General features: G+C 74.1%; 18 protein-coding genes and 1 tRNA gene. 9 read left to right on the top strand and 10 right to left on the bottom strand.

The genetic code is table 11. From position 1 onward, the window contains the following. Positions 1 to 17: 17 nt before the first annotated feature. Positions 18 to 497 (top strand): hypothetical protein, encoded by a 480-nt coding sequence (locus V6V16_RS20155; RefSeq protein WP_334564254.1) that lies wholly within the window; start codon positions 18 to 20, stop codon positions 495 to 497. A gap of 12 nt (positions 498 to 509) precedes the next feature. Here V6V16_RS20155 and V6V16_RS20150 read toward each other — a convergent pair whose 3' ends face one another. From V6V16_RS20150 to argS, 6 genes are all read right to left on the bottom strand, one after another. Beyond that, a complete protein-coding gene (locus tag V6V16_RS20150) occupies positions 510 to 1,742 on the bottom strand; it encodes an MFS transporter (RefSeq protein ID WP_334564252.1) in 1,233 nt (410 codons plus the stop codon). Positions 1,743 to 1,854: 112 nt separating this feature from the next. Continuing rightward, positions 1,855 to 5,160, bottom strand: coding sequence for an efflux RND transporter permease subunit (locus tag V6V16_RS20145; protein WP_334564250.1), 3,306 nt, complete (start codon positions 5,158 to 5,160; stop codon positions 1,855 to 1,857). Between the two features lie 187 nt (positions 5,161 to 5,347). Then, on the bottom strand, positions 5,348 to 6,397 hold the full coding sequence (gene thrC, locus V6V16_RS20140; protein WP_334564247.1) for a threonine synthase: 1,050 nt from the start codon (positions 6,395 to 6,397) through the stop codon (positions 5,348 to 5,350). 147 nt (positions 6,398 to 6,544) lie between these two features. Continuing rightward, positions 6,545 to 7,858, bottom strand: a complete 1,314-nt coding sequence (locus V6V16_RS20135) for a homoserine dehydrogenase (RefSeq protein WP_334564326.1) — start codon at positions 7,856 to 7,858, stop codon at positions 6,545 to 6,547. A gap of 8 nt (positions 7,859 to 7,866) precedes the next feature. Beyond that, positions 7,867 to 9,279: a diaminopimelate decarboxylase gene (gene lysA, locus V6V16_RS20130; RefSeq protein WP_334564245.1), complete on the bottom strand. Its 1,413-nt coding sequence runs from the start codon at positions 9,277 to 9,279 to the stop codon at positions 7,867 to 7,869. 117 nt (positions 9,280 to 9,396) lie between these two features. Continuing rightward, positions 9,397 to 11,061, bottom strand: a complete 1,665-nt coding sequence (argS, locus tag V6V16_RS20125; protein ID WP_334564243.1) for an arginine--tRNA ligase — start codon at positions 11,059 to 11,061, stop codon at positions 9,397 to 9,399. Between the two features lie 100 nt (positions 11,062 to 11,161). Between argS and V6V16_RS20120 the strand changes: the two genes are divergently transcribed. The 4 genes from V6V16_RS20120 (at position 11,162) to V6V16_RS20105 (ending at position 13,792) form a co-directional block, all read left to right on the top strand. Beyond that, a complete protein-coding gene (locus V6V16_RS20120; RefSeq protein ID WP_334564240.1) occupies positions 11,162 to 11,962 on the top strand; it encodes a DUF3105 domain-containing protein in 801 nt (266 codons plus the stop codon). Between the two features lie 8 nt (positions 11,963 to 11,970). Continuing rightward, positions 11,971 to 12,633 (top strand): DUF305 domain-containing protein, encoded by a 663-nt coding sequence (locus V6V16_RS20115; RefSeq protein WP_442934114.1) that lies wholly within the window; start codon positions 11,971 to 11,973, stop codon positions 12,631 to 12,633. Positions 12,634 to 12,843: 210 nt separating this feature from the next. Then, positions 12,844 to 13,536 (top strand): winged helix-turn-helix domain-containing protein, encoded by a 693-nt coding sequence (locus V6V16_RS20110; protein WP_334564322.1) that lies wholly within the window; start codon positions 12,844 to 12,846, stop codon positions 13,534 to 13,536. 181 nt (positions 13,537 to 13,717) lie between these two features. After that, a tRNA-Arg gene (locus V6V16_RS20105) sits at positions 13,718 to 13,792 on the top strand. A 134-nt stretch (positions 13,793 to 13,926) separates the two neighbouring features. On the opposite strand, the gene V6V16_RS20100 is transcribed toward V6V16_RS20105, so the two are convergent. Both V6V16_RS20100 and ligD read right to left on the bottom strand, forming a co-directional pair. Next, positions 13,927 to 14,445: a DUF1772 domain-containing protein gene (locus tag V6V16_RS20100; RefSeq protein WP_334564237.1), complete on the bottom strand. Its 519-nt coding sequence runs from the start codon at positions 14,443 to 14,445 to the stop codon at positions 13,927 to 13,929. Positions 14,446 to 14,679: 234 nt separating this feature from the next. Further along, complete coding sequence (gene ligD, locus V6V16_RS20095; protein WP_334564235.1) at positions 14,680 to 15,639, bottom strand: non-homologous end-joining DNA ligase; 960 nt, start codon at positions 15,637 to 15,639, stop codon at positions 14,680 to 14,682. Positions 15,640 to 16,201: 562 nt separating this feature from the next. Between ligD and V6V16_RS20090 the strand changes: the two genes are divergently transcribed. The 3 genes from V6V16_RS20090 to V6V16_RS20080 all read left to right on the top strand — a co-directional run bounded on the left by V6V16_RS20090 (position 16,202) and on the right by V6V16_RS20080 (position 19,563). After that, the gene (locus tag V6V16_RS20090) at positions 16,202 to 16,675 is read left to right on the top strand and encodes a winged helix-turn-helix transcriptional regulator (protein ID WP_442934113.1); all 474 of its coding nucleotides are present in this window, start codon (positions 16,202 to 16,204) and stop codon (positions 16,673 to 16,675) included. Positions 16,676 to 16,775: 100 nt separating this feature from the next. Beyond that, the gene (locus V6V16_RS20085; protein WP_334564231.1) at positions 16,776 to 17,321 is read left to right on the top strand and encodes a TetR/AcrR family transcriptional regulator; all 546 of its coding nucleotides are present in this window, start codon (positions 16,776 to 16,778) and stop codon (positions 17,319 to 17,321) included. Between the two features lie 37 nt (positions 17,322 to 17,358). After that, positions 17,359 to 19,563: an MMPL family transporter gene (locus V6V16_RS20080; protein ID WP_334564228.1), complete on the top strand. Its 2,205-nt coding sequence runs from the start codon at positions 17,359 to 17,361 to the stop codon at positions 19,561 to 19,563. Positions 19,564 to 19,678: 115 nt separating this feature from the next. Here V6V16_RS20080 and V6V16_RS20075 read toward each other — a convergent pair whose 3' ends face one another. Continuing rightward, a complete protein-coding gene (locus V6V16_RS20075) occupies positions 19,679 to 20,935 on the bottom strand; it encodes an erythromycin esterase family protein (protein ID WP_334564226.1) in 1,257 nt (418 codons plus the stop codon). A gap of 115 nt (positions 20,936 to 21,050) precedes the next feature. Between V6V16_RS20075 and V6V16_RS20070 the strand changes: the two genes are divergently transcribed. After that, positions 21,051 to 21,242, top strand: coding sequence for a DUF2795 domain-containing protein (locus tag V6V16_RS20070; protein ID WP_334564224.1), 192 nt, complete (start codon positions 21,051 to 21,053; stop codon positions 21,240 to 21,242). 23 nt (positions 21,243 to 21,265) lie between these two features. On the opposite strand, the gene erm is transcribed toward V6V16_RS20070, so the two are convergent. Beyond that, complete coding sequence (gene erm / locus V6V16_RS20065; protein WP_334564223.1) at positions 21,266 to 22,063, bottom strand: ErmE/ErmH/ErmO/ErmR family 23S rRNA (adenine(2058)-N(6))-methyltransferase; 798 nt, start codon at positions 22,061 to 22,063, stop codon at positions 21,266 to 21,268. Positions 22,064 to 22,277: the final 214 nt, after the last annotated feature.

Here is a 22,277-nt window from a genome sequence, read left to right as displayed (position 1 = left end):
CGGCGGCTGGAGACGGAATGCGCGAACTCGGGTACGTGGCGACGGCGGTCGCCTTCGAGATGCCCACGGTGGTGGTGCTGCTCGTCGGCCTCGTACTGACCGCCACGGCCGGGCGGCGGCTGCCCCGCGGGCCCCGGCTGCTGGCGCTCTCCGGGCTCGGTGTGCTGCTGGCCAGCGCGGTGCTCAGCGCTGCCTGGACCCTGCTGTTGCACCGCGTGTACGGCTCCGACTGGGGGCGGTCGAACTTCCATCTGGTGAACCTGGCCTACAGCGGCGTGCTGGCCCTGGCGTACCCGCTCGGGACGGGCCTGCTGATCGCGGCGCTGCTGGGCGGGCGGCGGGCGGGCGGCGCGGACGCCGGCCCGTCCGGCGGCGGGTCGTTCGGCGGCGGCGCACCGATGCCGTCGGCCCAGCCGACGCCGTCGACCCAGCCGGCGCCGTGGGACGGCCGGTCCCGGCCGGACGCGCCGGCGGAGACCGGGCCGGAGCGGCCCTGACCGGCGGCCGGGTCAGCGGGGGGCGGTCGGGGCGGGCTCCGTGAGGGAGAGCCGGCGGGTGGCGATCCGCCAGCCGACCGCGTAGAGCACCGTGACCAGGCCGCAGCTGGCCAGCACCACCCGCTCGTCGACCGCGTCCACCACGCCGGCCACCACGAGCTGGCTGACCGAGACCGCGAGGGTCGCCAGCATCATGTCGGTGGCGAAGACGCGGCCCCGCAGCCGGTCCGGGACCTCGCCCTGGAGGGCGAAGTTGGACAACACCCAGTTGCTGCCGCCCGCGAAGTGGGCGACGAAGACCAGGACCAGCACCAGCGGGAACCAGTCGGCGACGGAGGTGCCGATGTAGGCCAGTCCGTAGAGGGACATGGAGAGCGCCAACCCGGGCAGCAGCCAGGCCCGGTTGGTCAGCACCCGGCGCATCAGGATCGGGCCGACCAGCGCCCCCGCCCCGCGCACCGCGAAGAGCAGCCCGGTGCCGACGGGGCCCACGCCGTACACCGCGGCGAGCAGCGGGAACACCGTCAGCACGCCGTTGCCCAGGCCGACCGCCGACTTCACGGTGACCAGCGCCAGCACCCTCGGCCGGTGTCCGATGTAGCCCAGCGCCTCGCGGATCGCCGGCCAGGTCCGCTGCGCGGGCAGCTCCGCGTCGCGGGGCGCCTGCAACGGTCGGCGGATCAGCACGGCCAGGCCGGCGGCGACGACCAGGCCGACGGCCGCCACCCAGAAGCAGGCGTACGGGCCGACGGCGGCGCTGAGCACGCCGCCGAGGGAGGCGCCGACGACGGTCATGGTGCCCCAGGCGGAACCCGCGACGGCGTTGCCGGCGGCCAACTCGTCGGGGTCGAGCACGTTGGGCAGGGCGGCCTGCGCCGCCGGCGAGTAGAACGCCTTGGCGACCGCCACCACGCCGATCCCGACCATCGCCAGCCAGGCGGTCCCGGCGCTGCGGACCCCGAGCAGCAGCAGTACGCCGAGCAGGGCCGCGACGTTCGAGGTGATCATGATCTTGCGTCGGTCGAACCGGTCCGCGATCGTGCCCGTGTAGGGCAGCAGCAACGCCACGATGCCGGTGTCGACCGCGAGCACCAGGGCGCCCCACACGCCGCTGCCCGTCAGGGTCGGCAGCAGCACCAGCAGTGGCACCATCACGAACCAGTCGGCACCGAAGACCACGAGCTCGGCGAGGAAGAGATTGCGGAAGTTCCGGTTCCGGGTGAGGACCGAGAGGGTGGACGGCACGACCGAGACCCTACCGGGCGGCGGTCGGCGGGCCGGGACGGACGGCGGGTAGCTGCGCGAACGCGAACGCCCCCGGCGGGCGGGACCCGTCGGGGGCGTTCGCGGCCGTGCGTTACTCGGTCGGCGGCAGCGGCGACTTGCGGCTCCTCGGCAGCCGCAGCACCTCGAACTGGTCGGTGCCGTCCATCAGCGCGCCCGACGGCGCGGGTCGCGCGGCCGGGGCGTCGGAGCCGTCCGCACCGGTGGACGCGGAACCGGCGGCGGGCACCGGGACGGGCTCGGCGGCGGGCGCCTCGGCGGCGTCACCGGCGCCGTCGGTCGCCCCCTCGTCATCCACCGGGGTCGCCCGACCGGAGCGGCGGGCCCGCCGGGCCCGCAACGACTCCTTGGTGTTCTCCGCCATCGCGTAGAGCGTCGGCACCAGGACCAGGGTGAGCAGCGTCGAGCTGAGCAGGCCGCCGATCACCACGATCGCCAGCGGCTTGGAGATGAAGCCGCCCTCCCCGGTGAGGCCGAACGCCATCGGCAGCAGCGCGAAGATGGTGGCGACCGCGGTCATCAGGATGGGGCGCAGGCGGCGCCGGCCGCCCTCGACCACCGCCTCCTGGACCCCCATTCCCTGGGCCCGGTACTGGTTCACCAGGTCCAGCAGCACGATCGCGTTGGTCACCACGATGCCGACCAGCATGAGCACGCCGATCAGCGCCGGCACGCCCAGCGGGGTGCCGGTGGCGAGCAGCAGGCCGATCGCGCCGGTCGCCGCGAACGGGATGGAGATCAGCAGGATCAGCGCCTGGGTCAGGCTGCGGAACGTCGCGACCATGATCAGGAAGACGATCGCGATGGCCGCGAGCACCGCCAGGCCCAGGTCGGCGAAGGCCTCCTCCTGGTCCGCGCTCACCCCGCCGATGGCGAAGGTCGCCCCCGGCACGTCGATGCCGTCCAGCTTCTTCTGCAGCTCCTGCGAGATGGCCCCGAGGTTCGAGCCGGTGGCCGTACCGGTGACGGTGACGCTGCGCTCGCCGTCGATGCGGCTCACCTGCTGCGGGCCCTCGGTCTGGGTGACGTCGGCGATGTCGTCGAGCTTCAGCGGCCCGACCGGCAGCGCGCGCAGCTCCTCCACGGAGACCGGCGGCTTGCCGGCGAACCGCAGCACCACGTCCCGCTGCCCGTCGTCCAGCGTCACCTGCCCCAGCGGCGAGCCCCGGAACGCCTGGGCCACCAGCTGGCCGACGGCGGCCTCGGTGAGCCCGGCCCGCCCGGCGGCGACCCGGTCGACGGTGACCTCCACGCGCGGCACCCGGGTGGCGAGGCTTGTGGAGACGTCCTCGACGCCCGCCAGACCGGCCATCGCCGACCGGACCTCCTCGGCGGCGCGGGTCAGCGCCTCCGGCTCGGTGGCCTGGACGATCACCTGCAACTGGTTGGCCGCCGCCCCGCCCTGCCCGGCACCGAAGCTGACCTCGCCGACGGACGCGCCCAGCGCGTCGAACTCCCGGCGCAGGACCTCCCGCATCTCCTGGGCGTCGGTGCCCTCCCCGAGGGCCAGCGACCAGTTGGCGACGTTGTTGCCGCCGCCCCCGCCGAACGGGTTGTCGCCGCTGCCCGCGGTGACCTGGTACGTCTCGATGTCCCCGGTGCGCTCCAGCACCGCCTCGATCTGCCGCGCCGCGGCGTCGGTGCCGGCCAGCCCGGTGCCCGGGGGGAGCTCCTGGGTGATGCTCAGGGTGTCCTGGCCTGAGTCGTCGATGAAGTTGGTCTCCAGCTGACGGGACAGCCCGAAGGTGCCCAGGAGCACGAGCAGGCCGAGCCCCAGGGTGATCCACCGGGTCGCCCGCTTACGGGTGGCGAACCCGATCACCGGCAGGTACGCCCGCTGCAACGGGTTGCGCAGCTCCTTCTCCTCCGCCTCCCGGCGCACGGCGGCGTCGTCCACCGTGCCGTCGGAGGGCTTGAGGAACCAGTACGCCAGCACCGGGATGACGGTCAGCGAGACCAGCAGCGAGGCGAGCAGGGCCACCGTGACGGTGATCGCGAACGGCGCGAAGAGCTGCCCGACGAAGCCACCCACCAGCGCGATCGGCGCGAAGACGGCGACCGTGGTGAGGGTGGACGCGGTCACCGCACCGGCCACCTCGCGGACGGCGGTGAGGATCGCCTGCCGCTTCGGCTCGCCGTACTCCAGATGCCGTTTGACGTTCTCCAGCACGACGATCGAGTCGTCGACCACCCGGCCGACCGCGATGGTGAGCGCGCCGAGGGTGAGCAGGTTGAGCGAGTAGTCGCCGACCCAGAGGGCGATCAGGGCGACCACCACCGACAGCGGGATGGAGACGGCGGTGACCACGGTGGAGCGGATCGACAGCAGGAAGACCAGGATGACCACGACGGCCATGACCAGGCCCAGCAGGCCCTCGGTGGTCAGGCTCTCGATCGACTTCTCGACGAACGGCGCCTGGTCGAAGACGACGGTCAGCTCGGCCCCGGAGGCCTCCCGGAGGTCGGCCAGCCGGTCGCGGATCTCGTGGGAGATCTGCACCGCGTTGCCGTCCGGGGAGGCGGTGACCGCGATGCCCAGGCTGTCCTTGCCGTTGGTGCGGGTGATCGCGGTGGCCGGGGCGAGCTGCTGCTCGACCGTGGCCACGTCGCCGAGGCGGACGGGGGCCGCCTTGCCCGTGGAGGGCGCGACAACAACACCGCGCAGGTCGTCGAGCGTCGCCAGCCGGCTGCCGACCTGCACCGGGAGCGCACGGGTGCCGTCGGTCACCGCGCCCGCCGGCACTGTCACGCCGTTGGTCTTCAGCGCCGCGCCGAGGGCCGTCGGCGGGAGCTTCGCCGCCGCCAGCTTCGCCGGATCCGGGGTGACCACCACGACGTCGTCACGGGCGCCGGTCAGGTCGACCGTCCGTACCCCCTCGATCGTCTCCAGCTCGGAGACGACCGTGGCGCGCAGCTTCTCCGCGAGCACCCGCTGGTCGTCCCCGCCGGAGGCGGCGAGCACCACCGCGGGCAGGTCGTCGGTGCTGCCCGCGATGACCTGAGGGTCGACCCCCTCCGGCAGCTGGGCGTCGATCCGGCTGAGCGCGGTCTGCATCTTGTTGACCACGTCGTCCAGGTCGGTGCCGAACTCGAACTGGACCTGCACGCTCGCCGAGCCCTCACGGGAGGTCGAGGTGATCTGCTCCAGCCCCGGGATGCCCTGGAGACTGGTCTCGATCGGCTCGGTGACCTGCGACTCGACGACCTCGGGCCCGGCGCCGGGGTAGGGCGCCACGATGAACGCGGCCGGGAACTCCAACGACGGCAGGAGCTGCTGCTTCAGTGACGGTACGGCGAACACTCCGAACAGCGTGGTCACCACCGCGATGAGGGCGATCAGCCCTCGGTTGGCGAGGCTGAATCTGGCGAGCAGCGACATCGGCGTGACTCACTCCTGAAAAAGGCGACGGGCGGCGGCACGGATTCTCCCCCACCCCCCCTGGCCGGGAACTGTCGGCCCCGGCCGTGCTCGCCGCGCGGGACCGGAGCGCCCCGCCCTCCCGCCGGACCGGGCGGTGCCGCCGCCGCCCGGTCCGACGGGGCGACGCTCCGCCGGGCCGGGCGGCTCAGGCGAGGTCGAGGAGGCGGGCGGCGGCCAGGGCGTCGTTGGCGATGGTGGTGGGCGCGGGGGCGGTGGTGATCGCCCACTCCGGGTCCTTCAGACCGTGGCCGGTCACCGTGCAGACCACGGTCGAGCCGGCCGGCACCAGGCCGGCGGCGGCCTGCTGGAGCAGGCCGGCCACGCTGGCCGCGCTGCCCAGCTCGACGAAGACCCCGACCTCGCGGGCCAGCAGCCGGTACGCGGCCAGGATCTCCCGGTCGGTGACGGCGGCGATCAGGCCGCCGGAGGAATCCCGGGCGTCGAGCGCCCTGGTCCAGCTCGCCGGGTTGCCGATCCGGATGGCGGTGGCGATCGTGGACGGCTCCCGGACCACCTCGCCGGTGACGATCGGGGCGGCGCCGGCCGCCTGGAAGCCGTACATCCTGGGGGCCCGGGTGGCGTTGCCGTCCCGCAGCTCCTCCGAGTAGCCCATCCAGTAGGCGGAGATGTTGCCGGCGTTGCCGACCGGCAGGCAGTGGATGTCGGGCGCGTCGCCCAGGGCCTCGACGATCTCGAAGGCGGCCGTCTTCTGGCCGTGCAGCCGGTCGACGTTGACGGAGTTGACCAGGGCGACCGGGTAGTCCTGGGCGAGCTTCGCGGCCAGCGACAGGCAGTCGTCGAAGTTGCCGGTGACCTGGAGCAGCTTCGCGCCGTGCACGAGCGCCTGGGCCAGCTTGCCCAGCGCGATCTTGCCCTGCGGCACGAGCACCGCGCAGGTCAACCCGGCGCGGGCCGCGTACGCCGCCGCGGAGGCGCTGGTGTTGCCGGTGGAGGCGCAGATGATCGCCTTGTTGCCCGCCTCGACCGCCTTGGAGACCGCGAGCGTCATGCCCCGGTCCTTGAACGAGCCGGTCGGGTTGGCGCCCTCCACCTTCAGGTGCACGTCGCAGCCGAGCCGGGCGGAGAGCACGGGCGCGGGCAGCAGCGGGGTGTTCCCCTCGTGCAGGGTCACGACCGGGGTGGCGTCGGTGACCGGCAGCCGGTCCCGGTACGCGTCGATCAGGCCCCGCCACATGTCGCTCTCCTCGCCTCTGGACCGCCCCGCGGAGTCGGTGTGCCTCCAGCCTGGACCAGTCTCGCCGGCCGACCCCGGGCGCACCCGCAGTTAACCATCAGGCGAGACGGTCAGGCGCCCGCCCCGCCGGGGCGGCGGGCAGGCCGCTCACGGGCCGCCCTCCACCCGCAGCACACTGGCCACCGAGCGGACGATGTCCAGCCCGCGCAGCTCGCGCACGGTGGCGGCGAGCGCCGCGTCCGGCGCCACGTGGGTGACGATGACCAGGTCGGCGTCCTCGCCCCGGCCCGCCGTGCCGCCGCCCGCCGGGCCCTGCCGCACGGTGGCGATCGACACCTCGTGCCGGGCGAACACCCCGGCCACCGCCGCCAGCACGCCCGGCCGGTCGGCCACGTCGAGGCTGACGTGGTAGCGGGTCAGCGCCTCGCCCATCGGCCGCACCGCCAGGTCGGCGTACACGCTCTCGCTGGCCGAACGCACCCCGGCGAGCCGGTTGCGGGAGACCGCCACCACGTCACCGAGCACGGCGCTGGCGGTCGGTGCGCCACCCGCGCCGCGGCCGTAGAACATCAGGGGCCCGGCCGCCTCGGCCTCGACGAAGACCGCGTTGAACGCGTCGCCGACGCCGGCCAGCGGGTGGGTCAGCGGGATCATTGCGGGGTGCACCCGCACGCTGACCGTCTCCCGGCCGGCGGCGTCGGCGCCCCGGGCGGCGATGCAGAGCAGCTTGATGGTGCAGCCCATCGCCTTGGCGCTGGCCACGTCGGCGGCGGTGACCTCGGTGATGCCCTCGCGGTGCACGTCGGCCGCGCCCACCCGGGTGTGGAAGGCCAGCGAGGCGAGGATGGCCGCCTTGGCCGCCGCGTCGAAGCCCTCCACGTCGGCGGTCGGGTCGGCCTCGGCGTAGCCCAGCTCGGTGGCCTCCTCCAGCGCCTCGGTGAAGCCGGCGCCGGTGGCGTCCATGGCGGAGAGGATGAAGTTGGTGGTGCCGTTGACGATGCCGGTGACCCGGTTGATCCGGTCGCCGTGCAGCGACTCGCGCAGGGGGCGCAGCAGCGGGATCGCGCCCGCCACGGACGCCTCGTAGTAGAGGTCGCCGCCGCCCTCGGCCGCCGCGTCGTGCAGGGCCGCGCCGTCCTCGGCGAGCAGCGCCTTGTTCGCGGTCACCACACTCTTGCCGGCCCGCAGCGCCTCCACCAGCCAGCTCCGCGCCGGCTCGATGCCGCCGACCACCTCGACGACCACGTCCACGTCGTCGGACTTGACCAGGCCGAGCGCGTCGGTGGTGAAGAGGGCCGGGTCGACCGGCAGGTCACCCCGGTCGCGGCCGGGACGGCGTACGGCGATGCCGGCGATCTCCAGCGGGGCGCCGATCCGGGCGGCGAGGTCGGCGGCCTGCTCGTGCAGCAGCCGGACCACCTCACTGCCGACCGTGCCGCAGCCGAGCAGTGCCAGGCGCACAGGTGACGTCATCCCACATCCAATGCCAGCAGGTCCTCTTCGGTCTCCCGCCGGACGATCAGGCGCGCCTGGCCGCCCCGCACCGCCACCACCGGGGGGCGGGGCACGTGGTTGTAGTTGCTGGCCATGCTCCGGCAGTAGGCGCCGGTGCCGGGCACCGCGACAAGATCTCCGGGCTGCACGTCGGCGGGCAGGAATTCATCCTTCACCACGATGTCCCCGGACTCACAGTGCTTTCCCACCACGCGGGCGAGCAGCGGCTCGGCGGTCGACGCCCGGGACGCCAGCGTCGCGGAGTAGGACGCGTCGTAGAGGGCGGTACGGATGTTGTCGCTCATCCCGCCGTCGACGCTCACATAGGCACGACGCCCGTGCGCCCCGTCGCCCCCGGTGCCCACCGGCACGGACTTGACCGTGCCGACCTCGTAGAGGGTGAACACGGCGGGCCCGACGATCGCCCGGCCCGGCTCGATCGACAGGTGCGGCACGGCCAGCCGCTCCGCCGCGCACTCGGCCTCGACGATCCGGCGCAGCCGCTTCGCCAGGTCCTGCGGCGTCGCCGGGTCGTCCTGGGTGGTGTACGCGATGCCGAAGCCGCCGCCGAGGTCCAGCTCGGGCAGTTCCACCCCGCGCGCGTCGCGGATCTGTGCCTGCAGGCCCAGCACCCGGCGGGCGGAGACCTCGAAGCCGCTGGCGTCGAAGATCTGCGAGCCGATGTGCGAGTGCAGGCCGCGCAGCTCCAGCACGCCCTCGTCGAGCACCCGGAAGGCCGCCTCGGCCGCCGCCCCGCCCGCGAGCGAGAAGCCGAACTTCTGGTCCTCGTGCGCGGTGGCGATGAACTCGTGGGTGTGCGCCTCGACGCCGACGGTGACCCGGATCATCACCCGGGGGCGGACGCCCCGCTCGCGGGCGAGCGCGGTGAGCCGGTCGATCTCGGCGAACGAGTCGACGATGATCCGCCCGACGCCGGCGTCCAGCGCCCGGGTCAGCTCGCTCGCCGACTTGTTGTTGCCGTGGAAGCCGATCCGCTCGGGCGCCATCCCGGCCGAGAGCGCGGTGGCCAGCTCGCCGCCGGTGCAGACGTCGAGGTGCAGGCCCTCCTCGGCGATCATCCGCACCACCGCCCGGCAGAGGAACGCCTTGCCGGCGTAGTAGACGTCGGCGCCCTCGAAGGCGGCGCGGAAGTCGCGGGCGCGCGAGCGCAGGTCGTCCTCGTCGAGGACGTACACCGGGGTGCCGAACTCGGCCGCGATGTCGCGGACGCCGAGCCCGCCCACGGCGAGCACGCCGTCGCCGCCGCGCGTGACGTTGCGGGGCCAGAGCTGCGGCACCAGGGCGTTGACGTCGGCCGGGGTGCGCAGCCAGGACGGCCCCCGGCTGCCCATGTCACCGTGCAGGGCACCGGCCTCGTGAGCTCGCATCTCAGCTGTCTCCGCTTCGCGACTGCGGGGCTCGCAAGCTCACTCCTCGCGCTCGCACGCTGTCTCCGCTTCGCGACTGCGGGGCTCGCAAGCTCACTCCTCGCGCTCGCACGGCGCTCACATCCTCTCCGGGGCCGAGACGCCGAGCAGGCGCAGGCCGTTGGCGATCACGGTGCGGGTGGCGTCGTTCAGCCAGAGCCGGGCCCGGTGCAGGTCGGTGGCCTCCTCGTCGCCGCGCGGCAGGATCCGGCACTCGTCGTAGAACCGGTGGTAGGCCCCGGCCAGCTCCTCCAGGTAGCGCGCCACCCGGTGCGGGCCGCGCAGCTCCGCCGCCGCGGCGACCACGGCGGGGAACTCGGCCAGCGCCTTGAGCAGCTCGTTCTCCTTCTCGTGCCCGAGCAGCTCGGGACGGAACGCGTCCGCGTCGCCGCGGGTCAGCCCCACCTCGGCCGCGTTGCGGCCGACGCTGGCCGTCCGGGCCGCCACGTACTGCACGTAGTAGACCGGGTTGTCGCGGGTTGCCCGGGTCCACAGCTCCACGTCGATGTCGATCGGGGAGTCGCTGGAGTAGCGGGCCAGCGCGTACCGGGCGGCGTCCACGCCGATCGCGTCGACCAGGTCCTCCAGGGTCACCACGGTGCCGGCCCGCTTGCTCATCCGGACCGGGGCCCCGTCGCGGACCAGGTTGACCAGCTGGCCGATCAGGATCTCCAGGTTGCGCTCCGGGTCGTCGCCGAAGCACGCCGACATGGCCTTCATCCGGCCGATGTAGCCGTGGTGGTCGGCGCCGAGCATGATCACGACCCGCTCGAAGCCGCGCTCCCGCTTGTCCAGGTAGTAGGCGCAGTCGGCGGCGAAGTAGGTCCACTCGCCGTTGGACTTGCGCAGCACCCGGTCCTTGTCGTCGCCGAAGTCGGTGGTGCGCAGCCAGGTCGCGCCGTCGGACTCGAAGACCCGGCCCTGCTCGCGCAGCCGCCGGAGGGCCAGCTCCAGCTCGCCCCGGTCGTGCAGGTCCTTCTCGTTGAAGTAGGTGTCGAACTCGACCCCGAAGCCGCGCAGCGAGGACTTGATCTCGGCGAACATCAGCTGCACGCCCTCGACCCGGAAGACCTCCTGGGCGGCGGCTTCGTCCAGCTCCAGCACGTCGGGGCGGGCACCCCGCACGGCGTCGGCGATCTCGGTGATGTACGCCCCGGCGTAGCCGTCCTCGGGGGCCGGCTCGCCCTTCGCGGCGGCGAGCAGCGAGCGGGCGAAGCGGTCGATCTGCGAGCCCGCGTCGTTGAAGTAGTATTCCGTGCCCACGTCGGCGCCGGTGGCGCGCAGGAGCCGGCTGAGCGCGTCGCCGACGGCCGCCCAGCGGACCCCGCCGATGTGCACGGGGCCGGTGGGGTTGGCCGAGACGAACTCCAGGTTGATCCGCTGCCCGGCGAGCCGGTCGCTGCGGCCGTACTCCTCGCCGGTCTCGACGATCGCGCGGGCCAGCTGGCCGGCGGCGGCGGCGTCGAGCCGGATGTTGAGGAAGCCCGGGCCGGCGATCTCCACCGACTTGACCCCCGGGGCCCGGCCGAGCTGGTCGGCGAGGGCCGTGGCCAGCTCACGCGGCGGGACGCCCACCTTCTTGCTGAGCTGGAGCGCCAGCGTGGAGGCGTAGTCGCCGTGCTCGGGATTGCGGGGTCGCTCGACCGCCGTGCGCTCCGGCAGGGCGGAGCGGTCCAGGCCACGCTCGGTGAAGACTGCGTGGGCTGCGGATAGGACGACCTCGGCGAGTTCTGCGGGAGTCACCGATCCATGTTATCGGGGGTAGACTCGGCACCCGCGGCGGCGACCCAGTGTGTGAGACCGGCCCGCCGGATCCCCTGACCGACCGACCTGACGAGGCACCATGAGCATCAGCACCCCGGGCGGCCCCGAGCGCCGCCCGAACGTGGTCAGCACCGGCAAGAAGCCGGCTGCGGGCCGGCCGGCCGCCGGCGCCAAGGCCGGGTCCGGCAAGCCGACGGGTCCCCGTCCCGGCGCCGGGGGCAAGGGCCGCAAGCCCGTGACCCCGGTGAAGGTGAGCCAGGGCCGCTCGTGGGGCCCGATCGCGCTCTTCGTCGCCGTGGGTGTGCTGGCCGTGGCGATCATCGGCTACGGCGCGTGGGCCACCTTCCAGGGCGCCAAGCCCTGGGAGGACCGGGCGGACGCGATCGACGGCATCGTCAACTTCCGCGAGAAGGACAAGGACCTCGTGGCGGGCGGCAACCACAAGGCGGGCCCCATCACCTACACGGTGCTGCCGCCGGTGGCCGGCCCGCACAACGCGGCCTGGCAGAACTGCATGGGCGACGTCTACCCCGCCCAGATCGCCAACGAGCACGCGGTGCACAGCCTGGAGCACGGCACGGTCTGGATCACCTACCGCCCCGACCTGCCCGCCGACCAGGTGACCAAGCTCGCCGACAGGGTGCGCGGCAAGGAGAAGCTGATGCTCAGCCCGTTCGAGGGGCTGGACAAGCCGATCTCGCTCCAGGCGTGGGGCTACCAGCTCAAGGTCGACAACGCCGACGACAGCCGGATCGACGAGTTCATCAAGACGCTGAAGGTGAACGCCTCGGTGGAGGGCCCGACCGCGCTGTGCAGCCAGGGCATCACCGCCACCGGCAAGACGCCCCGTGACGACGCACAGCAGATGCCGCAGGGCTGAGGAGAGCGATGAGCACCTCGACCATGACCCAGACCGGCGAGCCGGCCGGTCCCGCTGCGCAGGAGCGGCGGCCCCCGGTCCGCTGGGGGACGGCCGCGCTGGCCCTGGCCGTCGTGGTCGGGCTGCTCCTCGGGTACGCCGGTGGCCTGCTGGCGCCCCGGCTGACCCGGCCGGGCGACGCCTCGGCGGAGGCCGGCTTCACGCGGGACATGTTGACCCACCACGCGCAGGCGGTGGAGATGGGCATGATCGCCTTCGACGAGGGCGCGGACCCTGAGGTCCGCACCATCGGCGGCGACATCGCCACCGCCCAGCAGGGCGAGATCGGCACCATGCACACCTGGCTGCGCTCGTGGGGCCTCGACCCGGCGGGAAGTGAGCCGTCGATGTCGTGGATGTCCGACGGCGCCGGCCTGGTCAGGAACGGTCTCATGCCGGGCATGGCCACCCCCGAGGAGATGGCCAGGCTACGCGCGGCCGAGGGCCGGGAGCTGGACGTCCTCTTCCTGCAACTGATGATCAAGCACCACCTGGGCGGGATCCACATGATCGACGGCATCCTCGACGTCAGCGACGAGGACGACGTCGTGAAGACGGCGCAGACCATGAAGAACACCCAGCGCAAGGACCTCACCAACCTCCAGAACGCGCTGAAGCGCCTGGGCGGCTGACCCGTCTCCGCCGCACCCCGGTCCTCCGCGGGGCCCGCGTCACCACCCGGTTCGCCGGGCCGACGCGGGCCCCGCGCCGGTCCGGGGGCGAGGACTTGCCCGTTTACTCCCTCTCGTACCGTCTTCGCGGTGTTGACCCGATTACGGCTCTAAGAGAGTTTTCTGCACACATATCGTGACCAGTTGCGATTCGGGCTCGTTGCGCAGGACGTGGGGGTCGCACTGAGAGACGCACGGCGTTCGGTCACCAGCTGGTGCCGGCGCCACACCATCGGCGGTGACGGGGCGGTGGCAGCCGTCCGTCGCGGACAGCGGCAGGGCGAGCCGGGATCGCTCAGTCGCGAACAGGAACTCGAACTGATCGACGTCCTGCGGGGCGTCTACCCCGACGCGCTGGGCCTGGACGAGGAGCTGTGGACGCGGCAGAGCCTGCACACCCTCATCCAGCGCCGCTTCGACCTGCCGATGGACGCCGGGGCGGTCGGGGCGTACCTGCGGGCCTGGGGGTTGGGCCCGAGGGAACCCCGGGAGCGGGCCTGCGGGCTCTGCGTCGGCGCGGTGGAGCGCTGGGTGCGCAGCGAGTACCCCGCCATCACCCGGGCGGCGCAGGAGCACCTCGCCGAGGTCTACTGGATCGGCCGGGTACGCCTGCGCGGCACGATGCCGGCGGCGGACGTCATCTCCGCCGTCTCGTCCCGGGGCCGGGTCCGCTTCATGATCACCACACCGTCGGTCGACCCGCCACTCCCGCGCGACTTCGTGCTGCGCCTCAGCGGCGCGGAGCAGCGCACGGTGCACCTGATCGTCGACGGCTCCTGGCCGCGCAGCGAGTGGCCCCGCCGGCTGCCCCGCCGCATCGTGCTGCACCCGCTGCCGAGCTGCGGCCGGGCGCTCGCCGCCTGACCCCGCGACGGGTCGGCCGGGTGACCGCCCGGACCGGCCGGTGACCGGCGGCGTACCCGGCCCCGGTCGGCGGTCCGCCGGAGCGAAGCCGAAGTTCGGCCGCTGATGCCCGACACGGCGGGGCGGCGGATACCGATTCGATGATCGCAGGGGGCGTTTGCTACTCTTCTCCAGTCGCTGAGCCCCCGTAGCTCAGGGGATAGAGCACCGCCCTCCGGAGGCGGGGGCGCAGGTTCGAATCCTGCCGGGGGCACCACCGATGAGCAGCACGAAAGGCCGCTGACCAGGGCAACCTGATCAGCGGCCTTTGTCGTGCGTCCGCTGGTGCGTGCGACGCCCACCGGCACGCGGGCCCCCGTCAGCGGCGGCCCGGCCGGCCGGTGGCCTGCCTCACCGCCCGGCCCCGACGGCCCCCGGTGCGGTGGCCCGGGCCCACCTGAGCAGGGCGGTGAGGCCCAGCACCGCCGTTACCGCGCCGCCGGCGAGGCGCACCCAGTGCCCGGCGACGAACTCCTCGGCGATCTGGCGCAGGTACTCCGGCGAGTGCGTTCCGACCGGGTCGACGAACATGATCTCGTTGCGCGGCCAGAAGAAGAAGACCGAGAACAGGAACTCGCAGGCGATGAAGACCGCCGCCGCGCCGGCGAACCACCAGCGGAGCCGGCGGTCCCGCCACGTGAGCAGCACCGCTGCGACGCCGCTGAGGACCACCGAGGCCCCCAGCGGCGGGAAGTAGTCGCTCGGGCCGCCGGCCACCAGGAACTCGCGCGCCCGGTCCAGTGAGGCCGGCGCGTCACCGAAGATGTTCGGGTAGAGCATCACGCTCTCGGCGGCGACACCGCCGAACGACATCATCGCCGCGAACACGAAGACGACGGCCGCCGCCCAGGTCAGTCTGCTGCGGGTCATGGCTCCTCCTGCTGCCCGTGGCACCGCCCCGGCGCCCCTGCGTCTGGTCCTCCCCGACGCTAGGGGGGCCACCGGGCACCGTCTGCCGCCTGCCGGCGCGCGTACGGGACGCCTGCACGCGTACGCGGGCGCGGCCCGGGTACGGCCGGAGGCGACAGTGCGGGTCGACACGGTGGTGCTGTCGGCGGCGGATGGGCGGCGCGGTGACCGGGCCGGCGACGTGTTGTGCGTACGTCAGCCGGCGGCGCGGCGGGCGCGGGCCCGGCGCTTGCCCTCGTGCATGGCCTGCACCCGGGCGACCGGGATGGTGTGCCCCTCGGTGACCAGGTCCGCCGGGAGCCGCTGCGGCGCGGGCATCCGCTCGGCCCACGGGTCCCGGTCGGCGACCAGCGCCGGGGCGGTCCGGATCGTGAAGTCCGCCGGGGCGACGTCGCCCAGGTCGGCCCAGTCCACCGGGAAGGAGACCGGCACGCCCGGCCGCAGCCGAGGGCTGTAGGCGGCCACCACGGTGGCCCCGCCCGCGCGGGTGGAGTCGACGAAGACCCGGCCGCCCCGGTCCTCGCGGATGAAGGCCGTGGTGGCCAGCGCCGGGTCGAGCCGTTCGGCGCGGGCCGCCACCGCCCGGGTCGCGGCGGCCAGGTCCGCCACGGCGGCGCCCGCCGCCACCGGCACGAAGACGTGCACGCCCTTGGCGCCGCTGGTCTTGACCGCGCCGGAGAGCCCGGCGTCGGCGAGGGCCTGGCGAACCAGCAGGGCGGCGGCGACCGCCAGCCCGAACGAGTCGCCCTCCGGCGGGTCGAGGTCGAGCACCAGGTGGGTGGGGCGGTGCGGCTCGTCGGCCGTGGCCAGGGTGGGGTGGTACTCCACCGCGCGCTGGTTGGCTAACCAGAGCAGGGTGCGCCGGTCGTCGCAGAGCGCGTACGAGATCTCGCGGTGGGACGCCTCGGCCCACACCGACGTGCGGCGCACCCAGTCCGGGGTGTACTTCGGCAGGTTCTTCTGCATGAACGGGGGCTGTCCCGGCCGGACCCGGACCACCGACAGCGGCCGGTCGCGCAGGGGCGGCAGGATCCGCTCGTGGACGGCGTCGAGGTAGTCGACCAGGTCCCGCTTCGTCGCGTCGGCGTCGTCGAACAGCGGCTGGTCGAGGTTGGTGAGCGACACCCCGTCCCGGGTCTCGTCAGCGCGACTCATCCGATCACCTTCGCGGCCCGGGGGCCGGCGGTCAACCGGACGCGGCGGGGCGATCCGCGCCGAGCAGGTCCAGGCCCCCCGCGCAGCCGGGCGCCGCGGTCGGCGTCGAGCAGACGTACGGCGCCCAGCAGGATCCCCGGCCCGATCGGCAGGTTGATCCCGAAGATGGCGGGCCAGCCGGCGAGGACGGTGCGGACGCCCCCCGGCGAGCATGCCGACCGAGGAGCCGGCGGCGCCGGTGAAACTGAAGACGACGACGGCCCGGGCCCGCTCGGCCGGGGCGGGGAAGAGCCGGCGATCGTGCCGAGGCGGACCGCCACGGTCAGCGCCCCACCGACGCCCTGGCCGAAGCGCGCCGCCACGAGCACCGCCGGGCCGGTGGCGACCGCGCAGAGCAGCGAGGCCAGGGTGAGGGATGCTCGTCAGGCTGCCGGCGCAGAGCAGAAACAGCGCCGGCCAGCGGAACCGTCGGTACGGGTGGACATCGGACGCCCCTCAGGTGCCCGGTTTGTTACCAGGGCCATCTCTGTGACCATGAGGCGGAGCGTAAGGAGGCACTTTGATGTCCCAGGGGAACAGCGATGTGACCGCCGGGCGGGCGCCCCAGGCGTGCGGGGCGGCCGGCGGGCCCTTCACCCCCGGCCAGGCCAGGGCCTGCACGGTCCGCGAGGTGCTCGACCGGGTTGGCGGCAAGTGGAGCATCGGCATCCTCGTGGCCGCCTCCCAGGGCCCGGTGCGCTTCACCGAGCTGGAGCGCTGCGTGGAGGGGATCAGCCGCCGGATGCTCACCCTGACCCTGCGCAACCTGGAACGCGACGGCCTGCTGCACCGGAGGGTCCATCCGACCGTCCCGCCGAAGGTGGAGTACACCGCCACCCCGATCGCGCTTGAGCTCTACGAGTCGCTGGTCGCCCTGACCAGCTGGGCGGAGCGGCACCGCGGCGCGATCGCCGACGCCCGGGCCACCTACGACCGGGCGCGCGACGCGGCCGACCGGCCGACGGCCTCCCCGCCGCCGGGCGCCCCGCGGCGGTAAACCACGGGCGGCGTGTGGGGAACGCCACGTCACCGATCTGACCGATCGGTCAGATGCTGACCGATCGGTCAGGCATGCTGGTGCGGGGAGGTGGACCGGCATGGCACGGGTGGTTCCGGAGACGCACGACGACATCCTCGCGGCGGCGGGCCGGCGCTTCGCGCTGACCGGCTACCGGGGCACCTCGTTGCAGGACATCGCCCGCGAGGTGGGCTGTTCCAAGGCCACGGTGCTCTACCACTTCGCCAACAAGGAGGCCATCCTCACCGAGCTGATGGCCCCGGCGATCGCCGTCCTCCAGGCGCTCGACGAGCGGATCGCCGCGCACCGCGGCGCGCCCGCCCAACGGGTCGCCGCCGAGGGCTTCGTCGACCTCGCGGTCCGGTTCCGGCGCGAGATCGCCCTGCTCCGGGGCGAGTTCCCGGAGCTGCTCCAGCAGCCCGCCTTCGCGCACATCCAGCGGATCTCCGAACGGCTTGTCGAGGCCCTCGCCGGGCAGTCGGAACGCCCGTCCGCCCGGATCGCCGCGCTGGTGCTGCTCGCCGGCATCTCCGAGACGTGCGGGCAGTTTGTCGACGTACCCGACGAGGAACTCCGCTGCGCCCTGCTGGCACTCGCGCGCCGGGCACTGGAGCCCGTCGACTGATCCGTTCCCAACAACCACGACCGAGGACAAGGAACTCATGGCCACCCTGCTCTACCGGCTCGGCCGGGGCTCGATGCGCCGGCGGCGACTCGTCGCGGCGATCTGGCTCGTCGTACTCGTCGGCCTCGGACTCGCCGCCGCGACCCTGCGCGGCCCGATCGCCGACAACTTCACCATGCCCGGCACGGAGTCACAGCGTGCCCTGGACCTGCTCACCGAGCAGTTCCCGGCGGCCAGCGGCGCGACCGGCACGATCGCCGTCAAGGCACCGGCCGCCGGCGCCCTCGGCAGCCCGCAGGGGCAGGCCGTGGTGAAGGAACTCGCCCAGGAGGCTGCGACGCTGCCCGGCGTGGTCGGCGCCGTCGACCCGTTCCAGGTGGGGGCGGTCTCCCCCGACGGCCGGTACGCGCTGGTCCAGGTCCAGTTCGCCACCGGCGCCGACGAGGTGACCGACGCCCAGCGCGAGGCCTACGAGCGGGTGGGCGAGCGGGCCGAGGCCCAGGGCTGGCAGGTCTCGCCCGGCGGCGAGGTGCTCAGCAGCGTGCCGGAGGTCGGCTCGACCGAGGCGATCGGCGTCGCCGTCGCCGCCGTCGTCCTGGTGATCACGTTCGGCTCCCTGGTGGCGGCCGGCATGACCATGCTGAACGCGCTGATCGGCGTGGGCGTCGGCATGGCCGGCCTCTTCGCGCTCAGCAGCGTGGTGGAGCTGAGCAGCACCGCCCCGATCCTGGCCCTGATGCTCGGCCTCGCGGTCGGCATCGACTACTCGCTCTTCATCACCTCCCGCTACCGGCAGAACCTGATCGAGGGGTTGCCGCCGGACGAGGCGGTCGGCCGCGCGGTGGGCACCGCCGGGTCGGCCGTGGTCTTCGCCGGGGCCACCGTGGTCATCGCGCTGGCGGGGCTGGCCGTGGTGAACATCCCGTTCCTGACCGTCATGGGTCTCGCCGCCGCCGGCACGGTCACCGTCGCGGTGCTGGTCGCGATCACGCTCCAGCCGGCCCTGCTCGGCTTCGCCGGCCGCCGGGTCCTGCCCCGCAAGCTGCGCTCGACGGTGTCGGCGGGGGACGCCGGGGCCGACGCCGGCGAGGCGGTCACCCCGCGGGCCGAGGACCGGTCCGGCTTCGGGTTCCGCTGGGCGCGCCTCGTCACCCGGTTCCGGGTGCCGGTCATCCTCGTCGGGCTGCTCGGGCTGGGGCTGCTGGCGCTGCCCGCGCCCGACATGCGCCTGGCGCTGCCCGACGCGGGCACCGCGCCGGTCGACTCGCCCGCCCGGGAGTCGAACGACGTGATCACCGAGGGCTTCGGGCCCGGCTTCACCGGCCGGCTCGCGGTGGTGGTCGCCGGTGACACCCCGCAGGCCACCTCGGCCGCCATCCCCCAGGTGACCGCGCTGATCCAGCGCACGGAGAACGTGCTCGCGGTGGCGCCGCCGCAGCTCAGCCCGGACGGCCGCACCGCGCTGCTCGGGGTGGTGCCGAAGACCGGCCCCACCGAGGAGGCCACGGAGACGCTGGTGAACGACGTCCGCGCGGCGGTGGGCGACCTCCCCGACGTCGACGTGCTGCTGACCGGGGCGACCGCGATCGGCATCGACGTCTCCGAGAAGCTCTCCGACGCCCTGCCGGTCTACCTGCTGCTGGTGGTCGGGCTCTCGGTGCTGCTGCTGATGCTGGTCTTCCGTTCGCTGCTGGTGCCGGTCAAGGCCGCGCTGGGCTTCCTGCTCACCGTCGCCGCCACGTTCGGCATCACCGTGGCGGTGTTCCAGCAGGGCCACCTCGCCGAACTGGTCGGGCTGGACACGCCCGGCCCGCTGGTCAGCTTCCTGCCGATCCTGCTGATCGGCATCCTGTTCGGCCTGGCGATGGACTACGAGGTCTTCCTGGTCTCCCGGATGCGGGAGGACTTCGTGCACGGCGACACCGCGCAGGAGGCGACCATCAGCGGGATGGGGCACGGCGCCCGGGTGGTGACCGCCGCCGCGCTGATCATGATCTCGGTGTTCGGCGGCTTCGTCTTCCTTGAGGACCCGGTCATCAAGTCGATGGGCTTCGCGCTCGCCGTCGGCGTCGCCATCGACGCCTTCGTGGTGCGGATGACCATCGTGCCGGCCGTGATGTCGCTGCTCGGCAGGCGCGCCTGGTGGCTCCCGCGCTGGCTGGACAAGGCGCTGCCCAACGTCGACATCGAGGGCGAGGGCCTGCGCGCCCACCTGGACGACAGGGCCGCGACCCCGGCCTGACCCCGTACGCACGCCCCTGCCGGGCGCGCGGTCGTGGTGTCCCGCCCCACCGGGCGGAACCGGCACCACGACCGCGTGCCCGTCGCGGGCGGAACGGGCGGCGCGGGCAGACCGCTCAGACGCCGGCCGGGTACGTCTCCATCTCGCCCGGGGCGGTCGAGGCCGGCAGTGGGTGCAGGGGGGTCGTCTCGTCGCACCAGACGAAGGCGTCGTAGCGCTCCCCCAGCCGGGTCGGCACGTAGTTGCCCCACGCCTCGAAGGACGGGTCGTAGACCACCCCGATGGCCCGGTGGTCGGCGGTCCCGGTGACCCAGCCGGGCTGGTCGTCGCCGCCGAAGACCAGCACGGCCCGTTCCGGCAGCAGCTCGTGCAGCCGGTGCTCGACCGAGCCGGGGCGGGCCGGCGGTACCACCATCGCCTCGGCCGGCGAACCCCAGCGGGGCGCGGCGATGGTCGTGCCCCGGTAGCCGCCGAAGCCGACCAGGACCACCTCGTCGGCGCCGTGCCGCTCGCGGGCCAGCTGGCCGATGTTGACCATTCCGTCGGCCGTCATGTCGGTGGCCCGGGCGTCGCCGACGTGCGTGTTGTGCGCCCAGACGACGCCCCGCGCGCCCGGCCCGTAGCGCTCCAGCAGCCGGTCCAGGGTGTCCGCCATGTGCGTGTCCCGGATGTTCCACGACTCCGGGCCGCCGCGCACCATCGCCCGGTAGTAGCGCTCCGCGCCGGCCACCACCTCCGCGTTCTGCCAGGCCGAGAAGCTGTCGGGGCCGTCCCCGGTGGCCTGTTCGCGGGTACGCGCCAGCAGCCGCACGACCTCCTCCTCGCAACGGGCGGAGACGAACCGGCTGGCCATGCCGTACTCCTCGACCCGCTTGCCGTACGGCTCGAAGCAGCGGTACGCGTCCTGCGCCGCCTCCAGCGAGGCCGGATCCTCCTCGCCGAGGTAGTCGAAGATCGCCTGCATCGACTCCCAGAGGCTGTAGACGTCCAGGCCGTGGAAGCCCGCGCGCGAGTCCGCGGGCCGCTCGACGTTCCAGGCGCGCAGCCAGTCGCAGAACCGGGCCACCTCGGCGTTCGCCCACATCCAGGTCGGCCAGCGCTCGAAGCGCTCCAGCGCGGTGCGCGGCTCGACGGCCCCGCCCGGCGCGGCGACCACCGAGCGGTGCACCCGGTCGCAGTCGGGCCAGTCCCCCTCCACCGCGACGAAGGAGAACCCGCACTCGGCGACCAGCCGCCGGGTGAGCTGTTCGCGCAGCCGGTAGTAGTCGTGGTTGCCGTGCGTCGCCTCGCCGATCATCACGATCCGGGCGTTCCGGACGCGCTCCAGCAACGGGTCGAAGTCGCTCGGCGCGCCGAGCCGCTGAACCAGCATGCCGGCGGCTACCCGGCGCGCCGCCGGGCAAACCGTCCGCCGTCGATCCACCGGGCGGCCGGGCGGGCGTACGACACGGCGGTGTGCCGGCGGGCTGAGCGGGTAGCCCGCCGGCATGACCGTCACCGGCGCTCAGTTGCAGGAGTACCTGGCCGGGCTCGACTACCCGGTCTCCCGGGAGGACCTGGTCCGGTGGGGCCAGGAGAACGGGGTCGACACGGAGACGCTCCGGGCGCTCCGGGCGCTGCCGGCGGAGCGGTTCGGCTCCCCCGCCGAGCTGGGCGAGGCCCTCAACCCGCTGGGCTGACCGCTCAGCACGAGCGGCAGCCGTCAGCGGGCATGCAGCAGCCGGAACAGCACCAGCCACTGCTCGGGCCAGACGTGGCCGACCGGGGTGGCCGGGTCGAGCCGGGTCGCCCGCAGCGCCGCCGACAGCCGCGCGCGGGGGTGGTGCCGGGCCAGCGACGCCGCGAGCGAGCCGCCGACCCCGTCGAAGCCGACCTCCACCATCCGGCGGTACGCCGGCAGCGCCGCCACCGCCAGCAGCGGTTCGGGCCGCCGCTCCAGCCGCAGGATGCCGGCGTCCACCCCGGGCACCGGGCGGAACGCGGTGCGGGGCACCCGTCCGGCGAGCCGCCAGCCGAACTCCGGCCAGGTCAGCACGGTCAGCCGGGTCCACCGGCCGTAGTCGCCGCCGCGCCGGCGGGCGTACTCCAGCTGGGTGAGCAGGGTGGCCGCGCGCAGGCCGGGCGCGGTCAGGCACCAGCGCACCACAGCCGACGTCAGCGACCAGGGGATGTTCCCGACCACGTCGAAGGGCTCCGGCGGCGGCGCGGCGGTCAGGAAGTCGGCCTGCCGGTGCGTCACGTTCGGCAGGGCCGCGCAGACCCGGGCCAGCTCGACGCCGGCGGCCGGGTCCACCTCGTACGCGATCAGGCGCCGGCAGCGGGCGGCGAGCGGCCGGGTGAGCTGGCCCCGGCCGGCGCCCACCTCCAGCAGGAGCCGATCGGGCCCGGGGCGGGCGGCGTGCACCAGCCGGGCGATCGCGGCCGGGTCGGTGAGGAAGTTCTGGGAGAGCACGCGACGGGACCGGTCGCGTTCGGTTTCTCGGGTACGGCGGGGCGCCACGGGTCGTCGTCCTGTCTGTCGCCGTGCGGCGACGGAGCGGACAGGCAGCCGCGATCGGGAGCCTGTCCGAGTGGTCCGGGGACTCGGACGGCCCTGTGCGTGGCGCGGGGACGCGGATCGGTGGCGCACGCGGAACCGCCACGCCGGGGGCCGGTGGCGGGGCGGGCGCCGGCAGGCGGCGCGCGGCCCCGGGTCGGCGCCCGGGCGGGCGGGG

Source organism: Micromonospora sp. CPCC 205561 (genome assembly GCF_036906775.1).
Lineage (GTDB): Bacteria > Actinomycetota > Actinomycetes > Mycobacteriales > Micromonosporaceae > Micromonospora.
This window is presented reverse-complemented; position numbering and strand designations above follow the sequence as displayed.